11 protein-coding genes are annotated in these 15092 nt (G+C 36.8%); 9 read left to right on the forward strand and 2 right to left on the reverse strand.

All coding sequences use genetic code 11. From position 1 onward, the window contains the following. The first annotated feature begins 72 nt into the window (after positions 1–72). From AB1444_08440 to AB1444_08470, 7 genes are all read left to right on the forward strand, one after another. A complete protein-coding gene (locus tag AB1444_08440) occupies positions 73–1890 on the forward strand; it encodes a long-chain fatty acid--CoA ligase (GenBank protein MEW6526678.1) in 1818 nt (605 codons plus the stop codon). Between the two features lie 207 nt (positions 1891–2097). Then, entirely contained in the window at positions 2098–2691 is a 594-nt protein-coding gene (locus tag AB1444_08445; protein ID MEW6526679.1) for a TetR/AcrR family transcriptional regulator, read from the forward strand. Next, entirely contained in the window at positions 2688–4115 is a 1428-nt protein-coding gene (locus AB1444_08450; GenBank protein ID MEW6526680.1) for a DUF1302 family protein, read from the forward strand. The genes AB1444_08445 and AB1444_08450 overlap by 4 nt, the downstream gene beginning before the upstream one ends. Beyond that, positions 4105–5823 carry a hypothetical protein gene (locus AB1444_08455; protein ID MEW6526681.1) on the forward strand — a complete coding sequence of 573 codons (1719 nt, stop codon included), beginning with the start codon at positions 4105–4107 and terminating at the stop codon, positions 5821–5823. Before AB1444_08450 ends, AB1444_08455 begins: the two co-directional genes overlap by 11 nt. A gap of 141 nt (positions 5824–5964) precedes the next feature. Then, on the forward strand, positions 5965–8631 hold the full coding sequence (locus tag AB1444_08460) for an efflux RND transporter permease subunit (protein ID MEW6526682.1): 2667 nt from the start codon (positions 5965–5967) through the stop codon (positions 8629–8631). 39 nt (positions 8632–8670) lie between these two features. Beyond that, positions 8671–9438, forward strand: coding sequence for an outer membrane lipoprotein-sorting protein (locus tag AB1444_08465; GenBank protein ID MEW6526683.1), 768 nt, complete (start codon positions 8671–8673; stop codon positions 9436–9438). Positions 9439–10217: 779 nt separating this feature from the next. Beyond that, a complete protein-coding gene (locus AB1444_08470) occupies positions 10218–10814 on the forward strand; it encodes a transposase (GenBank protein MEW6526684.1) in 597 nt (198 codons plus the stop codon). Positions 10815–10864: 50 nt separating this feature from the next. Here the strand turns inward: AB1444_08470 and AB1444_08475 are convergent, their stop codons facing one another. Both AB1444_08475 and AB1444_08480 read right to left on the reverse strand, forming a co-directional pair. Continuing rightward, positions 10865–11851, reverse strand: coding sequence for a DUF2279 domain-containing protein (locus AB1444_08475; GenBank protein ID MEW6526685.1), 987 nt, complete (start codon positions 11849–11851; stop codon positions 10865–10867). A gap of 224 nt (positions 11852–12075) precedes the next feature. Further along, positions 12076–12810 carry a lysophospholipid acyltransferase family protein gene (locus tag AB1444_08480; protein ID MEW6526686.1) on the reverse strand — a complete coding sequence of 245 codons (735 nt, stop codon included), beginning with the start codon at positions 12808–12810 and terminating at the stop codon, positions 12076–12078. A gap of 214 nt (positions 12811–13024) precedes the next feature. Here AB1444_08480 and AB1444_08485 point away from each other — a divergent pair, with 214 nt between their 5' ends. Together AB1444_08485 and AB1444_08490 are read left to right on the forward strand one after the other, a co-directional pair. Continuing rightward, positions 13025–14338 (forward strand): DUF362 domain-containing protein, encoded by a 1314-nt coding sequence (locus AB1444_08485; protein ID MEW6526687.1) that lies wholly within the window; start codon positions 13025–13027, stop codon positions 14336–14338. A 96-nt stretch (positions 14339–14434) separates the two neighbouring features. Then, on the forward strand, positions 14435–15076 hold the full coding sequence (locus AB1444_08490) for a hypothetical protein (protein MEW6526688.1): 642 nt from the start codon (positions 14435–14437) through the stop codon (positions 15074–15076). Positions 15077–15092: the final 16 nt, after the last annotated feature.

The raw sequence follows: 15092 nt of genomic DNA on the forward strand, positions 1-15092 counted from the left end.
AATTGACAATATGATATACTATACGTATAGTTTCAAAAATAGTATTATTCTAAAGAAATGGTGAGGTTAAATATGCTGTCTGATTATCATTATAATACACATACTGTTTTGGACCTTTTTAAAGACGGTGTTAAGAAATATGGCAATAAAGTCTTATTAAACCGCCATAATGGCACACATTGGGAGTCATTCACCTGGAATCAGGTTGATACAATGGTTCAAGCCTTAGCATCGTACTTCATTGATCTGGGGTTAAAACCTGGGGATGTTGTATCAATCTATTCAGAAAACCGCCCTGAATGGGCAATTGCCGATTTAGCTACCCTTTCAATTGGTGGTATTGATGCAGCTATTTATCCAACAAATTCTGCACCTGAAGCAGCATACATACTGAAAGATTCTTCATCTGTTGTTTGCGTGTGTTCATCAAAATTTCAGACTGATAATGTCCTTTCTAAAAAAAGTGAACTGCCAAACTTAAAGAAAATTATTGTATGCGATGATATCAATTATAATGATGATATGGTCATCACATTTAAAGATGCAGTTAATGCTGGGAATGCAAACCTGCACATAGAGGAGATAGAAAAGCGTACAAAGAATGTAAAACCCGATGATGTAATGACATTAATCTATACATCGGGAACAACAGGCGACCCAAAAGGTGTTATGCTGACACATAAAAATATAATGTTTATATGTCTTACGTTTAACAAAGTTGAAGCTTTACCAGAAGGTTTTATACACTTATCGTTACTCCCACTATCTCATTCGGTTGAGCGTACCATGGATTACTATAGCGTGTTAGAGCGTGGAGCTGTAATTTATTATAGCCGTGGTACAGAATACTTTGCAGAAGAACTCAAGGAAATTCGACCACAATGCGATATTCTGGTTCCTCGTGTTTTTGAAAAGATTTACAACGGAGTTATGGCAAAAGTTAAAGAAATGCCTGAAAAGAAACAAAAGATTTTTAACTGGGCACTATCGGTAGGGCTTCAAGCAGCACCATACTTTATGGCAGCAAAGCGCAAACCTCCATTACTTGCACTAAAATATGCAATAGCAAACAAACTTATTTTTTCAAAACTTAAAAATGCACTTGGTCTTGACCGTGTTATCTGCTGGGGCGCTGCAGGTGCACCGCTGGCAAAAGAAATACATGATTTCTTCTGGGCAATGAATCTTCAGGTACGCAAAGGATATGGATTAACCGAAACTTCCCCCGTTCTTGCTGTTGATGGTTCGCCAAAATTGAGGCCAATTAAATCTGATGGCTGGATATGTCCTTTCCCTAAAACGCAGATAAAGATTGCTGATGACGGTGAAATCCTTGCTAAAGGCCCGCAGCTAATGAAAGGTTACCTTAATAAGCCTGAAGCTACAAAAGAAATGTTTACTGAAGATGGATGGATAAAAACAGGCGATATTGGTGTTCTTGACAATGAAGGATACATTAAAATAACTGACCGCAAAAAAGATATTATCGTCACAGCTGGTGGCAAAAATATTGCGCCACAGGTTATTGAGCAGCGCTTGCTGATTCATCCCTTTATTGAGCAGATTGCTATCGTTGGGGATGCACGAAAATACATCGTTGCCCTGATTGTGCCAAATTTTGAAACATTAACACAGTGGGCAGCCACTCAGGGAATATCAGCACCATCCAATGACGAACTGGTAAAACATCCTGATGTGCGTAAAAAATATGAAACCATAGTTAATGATGTTAATCAGGAATTTGGCAAGGTTGAACAGATTAAAAAGTTTACACTGCTACCACAGCAATTCACCCAGGAAACAGGTGAATTAACGCCTACACTCAAAATCAAACGCAAAGTTATTCAGAAAAAATATGCAGATATTATAGAAGAAATGTACAAAGAATAAATTTATTCACACACAGAGAGCGCTTTTAAACACAGAGTTTTGGGATATATGCTCTGACCCCATTTCACAGCGCTCTCTGTGTGCTCGACGCACTCTGCATGCTACATTTTTTTCTAACCTTTTTTAAAAAAAAATCCCATCATATCTTGACGAAAATCAAAATCATAGCTATATTAACAAGTACGAACGTTCGTTCAGAGGTGAATTATGAGCAATACAATCACTGATAAGCGGCAGCAAATTCTTGATGTAGCAAAAGAGCTTTTTGCTACAAAAGGATATTCGGCCACAGGCATACGTGAAATAGCCGAAAAGGCGGGACTGTCGCTTGGGAATTTTTATAATTATTTTAAAAATAAAGAGGATTTATTTAAAAGCCTGCTTGATCCTGAAAATATACTTATGCATCTTACTCAGATAAAGCAGATGTTAAATAACAATTTCCCCTTTAATTTTAAAGATATACTAAAGGCAATTAAATTAGTTGTGGATAATGATTTCCATCTCTACAGGCTTATATTTATTGATCTTACCGAATTTAACGGATTATACACAGATAAAATACTGGATCGCATCATTCAGGAAGCAACCACAACCTTTAATACCAATGTTAAAAACGCAATTGTAGGACGCATCATAAAAGACGATGATTACCAATTTTACATCAAAGCATTCATTATATCAACCTTGTCACTTTTGGTCATTGGAAAAATTTTACCATCTGCAAATTTTAACGATTCGTCTGATGATTATATTGCTGAAAAGCTTTCCAATGTCATATTGCATGGGATTTTGCTATGAGGTATACACCATACATATTTTTTTGGGCGATAGTTACTGTAATAGTAAGCAGGGTTGCCTTTGCACAGGAACCTTTTAGCCTTTTATCCGTAGAAGACAAACCAACCGCAAGCATCAAGGGATTTGTTGAAATTGACACCACCACGTCCACCTATCCCCATCAGGAAACAGCTGACATCTTTAAAAAAGATGAACTCAAAGCAAACACCACTATCAAATATGGCAAGGAGTCATTCTATGTTTATACTGATATACATGCATATCTATTGCCAAATCTGATTAACAAAAACATAAATCCTGCATATCGATATGCATCACAAACCGACATCCTGCGAAATGGCACCGTTACATCCAGCAATGCAGAAATTAATTTTCGTGAATGTTATATAAATTATGAGATTGGCTCTGTACGCTTGCGTGCAGGCAATCAGATATTTGCATGGGGAACTGCCGATGCATTTAACCCAACATCGTATTTCAACACATACGACCTTCGTGAATTTCTGTTTAAGGATGAGGACACCGAACTCAAGATGGGAGTACCCGCGCTGTCAATGCTTATAACGCTTGGCAATGATACACTTGAGCTTGTTGTCACACCGCTGCATGTGCCACTGCGCATGCCACAAGCTGACACATTCTGGCAACTGAATGTAAAGGAGGGCCCTTTTCCGGTAACTATCGCACAACCCCAAACCCTGCCTTTTGAAATTGCCAATGCTGGCGTTGGTGCGCGCTACTACCACAATGTTGCCGGCTTTGATGTCCACCTGAGTGCATACCACGGTCCTGACACACAGCCATATCTTTTGCCGGTACAAACTATATTAAAGCCAAATGAACCGGTTTCAATTCTGGTTGAGCCACACTATGCTATAGTAAACATGGTGGGCACTGCGCTATCAAAGGCATACAAAGATTTTGTATTTCAGGTTGAGGCTGTCTATAGCCCTGATAAAACGGGCGTTGTGGATGTTGATTTGCAAAACTTGAGTGCAGCACAGCTTGCAACGCTTCTTCCCTACAAAACGCGCAAGAGCCATTTTGTAACGTATTCGGCTGGCTTTAATTATTTCATCCCCATCCGCGATTATTTCAAAGAGCACGAAGGGCAATGTGTGTTTACCTTTGAGTGGAGTCAGTCACACTTTTTTAATGAAGAACTTATGAAGCCAATGCTTTCGGACATTGTTGTGCTGAGATTACAGGATAGCTTTCTTAATAACAAGCTCACTGTAAAGATAAGCTCATTTATTGAAACGCAAACAAAAAGTTATATGATAATGCCTCACGTTAGCTACCGCTTTGACAGCGGGATTAACTTTGACGTAACGTACATATATCTAAATATGACAAAAGACTCATATTTTGCAGGCTACAACAACAATGATTGCGTAACAGGGAGGATTAGCTATGAATTCTAAAATACTCTTTGTGGCGATAGTAACTGTTATAGCCTTTACTTCCTGCGGAGCACTACAGGAGGAATCGGCAGTCATTGCTGGCTTGGTCACGGTGGATGAAGGAATTTCACGGACTGAAAGCGCCCCTGTTTTTGTTGCCATTGCTAAAAATGGCGATATGGAAGCCATACAAAACGATCCTGCCAACACCATCATTACCGTCATCCAACCCGATGAATCAGGGGAGTTTACCCTTGCGTGCAAAGACTATGGATTAAACAGCGGCGATGAGGTTTTCTTATTTGCGTTTATAGACAATGATTATGCGGGCGGCATCTCCTTCCCCACGCCTGGCGATGCGGTTGGCTTTTACAATAATGGATTTAAGCTTTCGTACACCATTGGCATTGATGGCCAGGCAGATATACATATTAACAGGCAGCAGTACAATTTTAATGCAAGCATCATTGGCATACTTGATGGCAATGAAAGTGGCAATGTCATTCTGATTGCATATGCAGGAGATTTCAATTCAAGCAACTTTTCTGATATTGATATTGATGCAGTGATTGCGTATAAAAAAATCATAAAGCCTGCATATCCGGTAAGCTTTACCCTTCCTGTCATGCCGTATGGATACGATGTCCCAATTGGAGGCGTCTATATCATAGCACTACTGGATGCAAATAATAACGGAATCCCCGACGAAGGCGACACCATTGGCTTTGCTGTTGAACCAGGCAGCAATACACCGGTAGCCGTAACCATTACCGATGGTGTGGTTTCTGCTTCTACCATTAGGTTTCTTATGCCCATATACGGTGAACCTGCTACCAATGATCCCCCATTAACCATCACAGGCCAGTTTGATGCTCCAGCCGGATATAGCTCTGACCCCGCCACCAAGCCAATATTTATAGTGGTAGCTAAAGGCTCTGACCCCAATGAGGTATTTACCAATATCAAGAACTTAAACACCCAGACATTTGACTTCACCCGCGTTACACAGGGGGAAAACAGTTTTGCTCTGACCCTTTCGCGAAGTAAATTTAACCCCGGTGATAGTGTATTTATCTTTGCCCTGTGGGATAAGGATTATGAAAGCGGTTTGCCTTCACCAACACAAGGTGATATGTTGGGATTTGTTATGAATAAAAACAATTTTGAATATACGGTTATTCTACAGGAAGGTGATAACCAGTTAATAAAAAGTGGATCCCAGTATATATTTAATGGCCATAATGGATATTCATTTACACTGAATAGGAATATATATAATCATAGTGCAGCTATTCGTTTTCAGCTGGAAAAAGGCGCTTTAAATGATACTCAATTTGCAAACGGGACAAAGGTCCTGGTTGTTGCTGTATATGAAACAGACTCCATATCAACAGGTTATGCTATAGATATGGATAAAATTATTGCAACAGCTACTGTGCGCATAAACAGGCAAACAGGTTCAAACACCACCGTATATTATAGCATGCCGGTAATGCCAGCACTGCTTGATTCAATTCCAGCACTACAGGATGGAGAGCTTTGTATTGATAATATATGGGTACTGGCAGTGCTTGATAGCAATGGTAACGGTAAACCTGATGATGGTGAACGGATAGGATTTTACTGGGGATATTTTATAATTTATTATCCAATAAAGCTTCCATCTCCATTAGGAGATGGTACAACAATTTTAAACAAAACAGTACGTTTTTCAAGTTATACCTATTAGGATAATTATTTGATAGTATGCGTTTTTCATCACATGAAAAGTGAGGATAAGGGATAGTGAAAATACTAATTATTATCTATTTTTAAATGGGGTTTCCCATTATTTTAAATACTAAAACTAATCTAACATAAGGAATGGAATATGAAAAAGTGGCTCAACATTATACTAACCTATCCAAAAACAGTAATAGCAATCATCATTGCTATCACCATTATCGTAGGCAGTGGTGTATTTACAATAAAGTTTGATAGCTCCATTGAAGCGGTTATGCCAAAAAAAGATCCTGAATATCTACTCAATGAAGAAGTGAAGAAGATATATGGCAATACCGGCAAATTCATAATTATTGATGTGAATTCCAGCAACATGTTGCAACCGCACATTTTATCGCTGGCATCGCATCTTCACGATGACTTAGAAGAATACCAGAAGTTTGATGAAGCAAAAGAAAACAGGCGGTTGACCTTGTTACAGGAACTATCGCACAATAAAAGCATATCAATACAAAAACTGTACCAGACGTTTGCCGATGACCCTGCGTTTATACGATACCTCAAGCGTACATTGCAGGAGCTTTCCATTCAACACGGTACCCTTTCAAAGCACGACCTGACAAAGATTATCAAAAAATTTACAAAGACAATTGAAATAAAACAAAGCCAGACAGTGGATTTGATACTATCCCCATTTACTATGAAAGATCTTTTAGGTAAAAGCGATACGCTATATGTTCGCGATATCGTTGAAAAGGATGAATTGGGAAAACGAAAGATCCCACAAACCAAAGAAGAGATTGCTGAGTTTAAAAAACGCCTTACTAACAACCCCGCCTTTGAAAAAGGGATTTATGTAAAAGATGCCAATGGCACTATCACTGACTTTGGAATACTTTTACGCTTAATTGACCAGCCTGTGTATGATCCGCTAGTCAAGGAAATTGAAAGCGTTACATCTTTTTACCAGAAAGACATTACTATTATTTTGCAAGGAATGCCCGTTACTCACCATGAAATAAATGAATATATGAAAACCGACTTAGAGCGTTTCCTGCCCCTGGTACTTGTTGCTATGCTTATTGTGTTTTATCTTAACTTCAGGTCCATACGGGGGATGTTACTTCCCTTTTCTACTATTGTGCTTTCGGACCTGTGGGTCATTGGCCTTATGGGACACTTAGGCTTTAAGCTCAATGTCATTGGCGTAGCACTTCCACCACTTATGGCAGCAGTAGGTAGCTCGTATTCAATTCATATCTTAAACCAATACTTTAAAGAATGCAAGAACATTAAAACAGGAAAAATAAATGTGATTAAATCCTCACTGTTGCATATTTCGTTAACTGTTATTCTTGCAGGGTTCACCACATTTTTAGGATTTATCACATTATCCACCAATCAGGTTTCATCAATCCGCGAAATGGGCATTTTTGCTGCATTGGGAGTGCTTTTTGCAGTAGTCATTTCATTAACACTCATCCCTGCATCTCTGGTACTATTGCCCGAAACTGCAAAAACAATACACTTTACGTCAGCAGTATTATCATATATTAATAATTTGAATTTAGTGGAAAGGATGGTAAAAATACTTGCAGGCTGGGCAGTAAACAAAAGTGCACTGGTCATTAGCATTTTGATTGTAGCGCTTGGTGTTGCGTTTGTTGGTATGTCAAAAGTAAAAGTTGAAACTTCGGTGCACGCGTATTTTAAAGAAGGCGACTATGTGCTGACAAGTTCAAAGATTATTGGGCAAAAATTTGGAGGAGCAGCAGGATTGAATATCCTTATTGATACCGGCACACCTGATGGAGCAAAAAACCCACACATACTACAGTTTGTTGATAACTTCAGGAACTGGCTTACAGATGAAAACAATATAGATTTAAATATTGGCCGCACAGATGCATTTACTGATTTTATTAAAACAATAAACTTAGCAATGCACAACAACGATTTTACGTACTATTCCATTCCTGAAACCATACAAGATGTTGATAGTTACATAGATTTATATAGTGGTAAGGATGATAATGACAACGGCCTTGCAGATGAGTTTGAACCGTATGTTGATAGAAAATTTACCACACTGAATATCTTTGCTCGCTTGTGGGAAAAGGAAGGAAAATTTTTAAGCACAAACACTATGCATCACATTATAAATAAAATACAAAATTATCTTGATACCAATATCCCTGAAGGGTGTACCTATAAAATTACCGGTGAGCCTAAGGTACTGGTGCGGATGTCAGAATATATTGTGCAGGGTCAGGTGATGAGCCTGGGATTGAGTTTACTTAGTATTTTTGTGGTGGTGCTGCTTATCTTTCATAATCTCAAAGCTGCATTGGTATCGCTCATTCCCATTAGCACTGCGGTGCTTCTTAACTTTGGTGTGATGGGATTTTTAGGCATTCGCCTTGATATGGCAACAGCCATTATTGGAGCAATTACGGTAGGTATAGGGATTGATGACACCATACACTTTATCAACACGTACCGGCATTTTCACTTAAAGGGATTGCAACAAAAAGAGGTAATTATAAAAACACTCAACCAGGCTGGTGTTGCAATTATGTATACATCACTTGCATTAATATTTGGATTTTTAGTGCTGGTAATCTCCAGCTTTAAACCCGTTATATATTTTTCGGTATTGTTGGCAACAACAATGATTACAACAACCTTGGGAGCACTTTTGTTTTTACCTGCAACTATTAATTTACTACAGCTTGATCTATCACCTATGACACATACATCACGATTGCTGGAATATTTTAATTTAGGGAAATACTTTGAATTTGAATCTGAATAAAATACAAAACACTAAATTTATTATATAAGGAGGCACATAATGAAAAGATTTCTAATGGTAGCTTTGTGTATTATAAGCGGTGCGATAGTTACTGTGTATGCAATGACTGGCAGGGAAATAATGGAAAAGTCAGATGCGCTGACCGAGCCAAAAACTGCAATAAGTAAAGCAACGATGGTAATTTACAAAGGTGGTGATACACTCACGCGAACTATCGAAATGATGGCAATGAAGGTTGGGCAAAATGACAAAGTGCTTGCCGTAGTCAAGGAAGAACCAGGTGGTGATATTACCAAGGTATTGACACATACCAATAAATCAGGTGAAGATATGCAATGGGTTAAAATGCCCAACGGGAAAGTGAAGCGTATATCTTCAGGAGATCGCAGTGGTGCGTTTGTCAATTCACATATCTTTTATGAAGATTTGCGATCCCGGAATATTGATGATTATGAATACACCTTGTTGGGAGAAGAAACTGTTGAAGGATATGCTTGCTATAAGGTTGAAGCAAAACCAAAACCTGGCAAAAGCATTTATGATAAGGCAATATTTTTTATCATAAAATCAGGCGAATTTCAGTACTTTGCTGTACGTATAGATATTTTTTATGAAGGATATCTTTACAAACGGTTGATTAATTATAATCTGAAAAAGGTTGATGGCATCATTACACCCTATAAAGCTGTTATGTATAGATTGGACAAAAGTGGGCAAAATTTAGGCCGAACCGAAGTAACCATCACAAATCTGCAATACAATAATCCAGCAATTAACGAGGGTATGTTTAATCAAGGTAAATTATAATTCAATCGTTCCTTTTCTTAACTCCTATTGCAGGCGTGTAACAATGTTAGCGCCTGCATTTTTTTATTAGAGCTATAACAGTATCATCTCTGGGGTATTTCTTATGGTGATGTGATGGTGTTGTTAAATATAGGCTCTGACCCCTTACAATAGTATCACCCCTCAGGGGTTTTATAGTAAATAATAGCATGTCATCCTGAACTATGTCCTGAATTTATTTCAGGATTGATTCAGTGTAGTCATCCTGAACGTGATTCAGGATCTCATTGGTGGGAACAAGAGATTCCGGATCAAGCCCGGAATGACGTATAGGCAACAAGTCATCCTGAACTTGATTCAGGATCCTTATAAGGCTCTGACCCCTTACAATAATATCACCCCTTCGGGGTTTCATGATGATGTTTAGATAGTATGCTCTGACTCCACTAAGGATCTTACATATCTTCCTATCATTAAGGATTTGCCCCCTCAAAATCCCACTATCTTTCCAATAACTCAGCACACTCTGCATGCTCTGCGTGTTCCATCAGTTTGTTTCACACAAAGACCGCAGAGATGGGGAGGATGAGGCTCTGAACCCTTACAATAATATCAACCCTTCGAGGTTTGAATGATGTTGTGATGGGGTTGTGAAGATAATATGCTCTGACCCCATGTTTTTTAATTTTTTCATCAAAAAGTACAAAATTTTTCCCAATTCCTTTTAATTTTTTCCACCAAAAGCGTTGTATACAGTAGAAGCTTAATTTACCTATTATAACAAAACACGGAGGAATACTATGGCACGGAAATTGCGTGTACAAATGCCCGGTCTTACCTATCACATCACTTCCCGCTGCATTGAGTGGCGAAATATGTTAGAAGAAGAGTACTTTAAAGCCTGCTTTGTGGAAATTTTACGCAGAGCAAAAGAAAAATACCCGTTTAAGCTTATTGCCTACTGTATTATGGACAACCACATCCATTTGGTTATTCACACGGTAGATGATGGAGCACCTATAGGACGCATTATGCAGTATATTAAGGCACGGTTTGCAGAACTGTATAATAAGGTAACCGGAAGGACTGGTCCTTTCTGGAATGAGCGGTATAAAGATAGCATTATACAATTTGCTAAAGATGGGTTTCACTATTTATTGTGGTTGTTGTGGTATTTGGCGTATAATCCGGTACGGAAAAACCTATGCTCTGACCCCACTACATACCATTACAGCAGCATAAAAGCATATTTACAGGAGGATGCCGATGTAGGTGTGCCAATAGACCATCATGATTACTTTGTACAGTTAGGGGAAACCTTTGCCAAGAGGGTGGCTTCGTTTATGCACTACGATGCAATATATCGCAAGCGGTATTCTATTGTAGGGTGGGTGTAAAAAAAATAATTGAAGCAACCACATTGCAAGAATGTAATAAAATGCAACTTCTAAATCTTATAATTTTCGTGATACCCTGCTGGTATATGATAATATTTAAAAGGTTGTTGTAAAATTCTACTTGCTCTTGTTTCAGGATTATCAAAAAAGTCTTTTACTATTTCCATAAAGTTCAATGAGACACCATAATACAGGCTTCTATATGGCCCTTCATCAGTAACGTCTCCACTGCGATAATTTCGAGTGAAATATCCAAAATCAAGTTGAATATACCGTAAAAAGTCTGGTAGTTTTAATCCTAAATTTTGAAGCCCTGCCAATCTGAAATTGAGGACAAATATTGCACCATTATAATCAGTAGTAAAGTTAATGGGTTTTTCATTCTGTTTTTTGTAAAAACGAGAAGTAGGTACATATTGCCAGCTATAGCCAATAAGGGAATCTAATGTTGGTGAATATTCCAGTATTACACCCAACGTAATCCCTGACAGGTCAGAAATTAAATCTTCATATGAGAAGCCATATTCACTGGTGTATGCATCCCCCACTTCTATCATAAGACCCAATGCAGCTGCTGTTGTAATTGAATAAAACCATTTGGTATTTTTCCCATTTTCCGACCAATCATAATAATTATGCATAATCCTAAATGCTAAATAGTGTGAAAAAGCATGGCCAACTTTGTCAGCACCACCATTGGCTGTATTCTGGCCAAAAAAACCTTCATGACGTACATGGAAACCGTCTTCTTCACCCCAATTCCATGTTGCCATGCCATATACTAATGTACCAACTGGGATGCCAATAAAAGCAACCAATGTATATGGTGTTGGCCAGTTATTTCCATTTGGTTGATCCATAGCATCTGGTGTATTTGTACTTATATCGTTGCTTAGCTGACTTATAACAATATCAGTGTTGGTAAATTCTTCCGGTTTCTGCGATAGTATGCTATTTCCTTTTGCAAATGTATAAGTTGTAAAATGTAATAAAAGTATTATAGAAATTAGCTGAATTAGAATTATATGTTTTTTCATTTTCAACCCCTAAAAATATGTTAAAGCCAGGCTATTCAATAAAAATTATACATAACAATATGAATTGTATCTCATATTGTAAAGAAAAAATATAAAAAAATGTTTTTTACCATTATTGAAAAATTGTTTTTAAATATGAAAAAGTAATATATTGAGATAATCCATAAATAGTACAGCATTTTATATAATTTGGTGAGTATAAAAAAAGGATCAGAGCATAACAATTATTGTTCTAAGACAGAAGTCATGATGGATTTAGTAGTATCCATCAATTCTTCAATTTTATCCTCAGTATACTGATTAATATTAATAGGTTTGTGAATATATAAATGAACAATTCCAGGAAATAGGTTAATTGTATGTGCTGGCAATATTTTAGATGTTCCTACTATAGTTACAGGTAATATTGGAAGCCCCAAATCAAATGCCATTTTAAAAGCACCCTTTTTAAACTCACCAACTTTTCCATCTTTACTGCGGGTACCTTCAGGGAAAAAAATTACCGAAGTGCCATTAACAATCTTCTTCTTAGCCTCATTCAGTGATGCTAATGCTCTTTCGGTATTTGACCTGTCAATAAAAATGTGCCCTACCTTCTCGCAACCAATGCCCAAACCTGGAACTTTCCTGAGTTCCTGTTTCATAACCCATTTAAAATCTATACCCAACCATCCATATAACACAAATACATCATAATGGCTTTGATGATTTGAGACAATAACATATGACTGTTGAGGATTAATATTCTCTCTTCCATGTACCTTTACCAGCATAGGTGTCATATATCCATTAAGTCTTGACCATATGGCACCACATATATAACTGGCTATTTTGGGGTTTGTCAAAGGAACAAGAATAATTGTCAAAAACCCAAAAAACAACGTTGATACAACCAGAAAGGGTAAAAATACAATCCATTTATAAGGTTGATATAAAACATAAAGAATTTTTTTTATCATACCACCACCTTAAAAAAACAATAGACATATTTTGAAATATTTAATTTTTTTTGCAACAAAATAAAATAATAACTACACCTTTATATTTATGTTTTTAACAATTTTTATTTATACTTTACTTGACAACTTTACATAAGTATAATTGTTAATACAATAACAGGGTTGGGGCATAACTACATATAAAATAAATTTTTATCGATACATGAGGGATACTATGAACCATATTGTTGCTCTGACCCAATACGATGCCAGGGGAAGTGTTAAAAAAGCCATAGAACTTTCCAGAGCATTTCACAATGTAAAACCATCTGATACAGTTTTTATTAAACCAAATATTGTATTTTGGGCAAAGGTTCCTTTCCCTAAATGGGGTGTTATTACTACTTCAACAGTAGTACAAGAGGTTGTCGAATTGTTGAACGATCAAGGTGTACATAATATTACTATTGGCGAAGGTATTGTAACACTCAAGCCAGGTGATACAGAAACCGCTACCCATGCATTCTACTATTTAGGGTATACTACATTAGCAAAACAATATGGTATAAAAGTAGTTAATATATTTGATAGACCATTTGAAAAAGTTTATTTAGATGATGAAATAGAAATAAGCCTGAATACCGATGCTTTACAATGCGATTTTTTAATAAATCTTCCTGTATTGAAAACGCATGCCCAAACCGTTGTGAGCCTTGGTCTTAAAAACTTGAAGGGGTTGCTAAATATAGCATCACGGAAAAAGTTTCATAATCCCGATGATAATAAAAATCTTCATTATATGATTGCAAAATTGCATACTCTTTTGCCAAAAGGAGCAACCATTATTGACGGGATATATACGCTTGAACGGGGTCCAGGTTTTGACGGAAAGCCTCAACGAAGCAATATTATCATTGCATCAGCCGATACACTTTCAGCAGACCTTGTAGGCAGTAAAGTACTTGGGCATGATCCACAAAGCATTCCCTATTTACACTTATCAGCAACACAACAAGGTAGAAAATCTGATTTATCTGATATAACTATTGTAGGGGAATCATTAGAATCTTTATCATCATATCACGAATATACCTTTCCTTATAACAAAGAAGGCACATTGCCTGAAAAATTGCATAAGATGGGGGTTATGGGTTTATCATATCCAAAATATGATACTACTATGTGTACCTATTGTGCAGCATTAAATGGTGCAGTACTTACAGCCATAACTTTTGCATGGCAGGGAAAACCATGGAATGATGTTGAAGTACTCACTGGCAAAAAAATGCAACCTTCACCAGGTAAGAAATACACCATCTTGCTTGGCCAGTGTATGGTAAATTTGCATAAAAATAATTCAAGTATAAATGCAATTCCAGTTAAGGGATGCCCACCTGATCCAAAAGAAACAGTAAAGGCTTTACATAAGGCTGGCATTGAAGTCAATCCAATAATTTTTGAACATCTGGATATAGCACCCTCTTATTTTATGGAGCGATATAAAAACAAGCCAGAATATGAAGAGCAATTTTATATGATTCATTTATAATAGAATGCATATAAAGATGAATAAAGTTGATGCAATCAGAAAACAATTTTTATAAAAAGTTAGATTTTACATTCTATGCAATAGTATGAGGTCAAGATGGAAGACAGTGTAAAAAGAAACCCATTTACAGCGATATTTCAAAAATATTATGAAAAAACAATGTCAGATAGCCGTAGCAAAGAAATTGCAGAATACATTAAAGATTTTTTAACCATCAATGATGAAGAAATCATTAATGATATGCTTACCGAATTGCGCAATACATTAACAATTTATACCTCAAAATTAAAAAATGAACACATACAGATAATAACACTTTTCATAGATGCACCAGATGATGAATATTTCATTCCATCAATAGTTTTGGCCTCGGCTTACAACAGTTATAAAATTAAAAACACATACTCAATACCATCACATCCATTGCTTCCTGGAACTGACAATCTGTATAAGCAGATTGAATTTGGTAAAAATGTTTTTTCACAATTTGGCGGTTGCGATATCGATATGATATCAGATATCCTTTTTGATATGACATCTTTACCAGATATTGCCAACTCTGAGTTGTTCAGGCAAATGCAAACATTAGTAATAATAAAAATTCTTGAGCTTTTGTATAGCTCATGCATGTTGTTAATGAAAGGTGATGTATTTAAAAAATTGCCAAAAATTATGCCCTTTGCCTTCTTTGCACATCTTGATGATAAGGAATATATACACATTGCTCCTTATGATTGATAAGAGACCTTATTAT

The organism is Spirochaetota bacterium (assembly GCA_040756435.1).
GTDB lineage: Bacteria > Spirochaetota > UBA4802 > UBA4802 > UB4802 > UBA4802.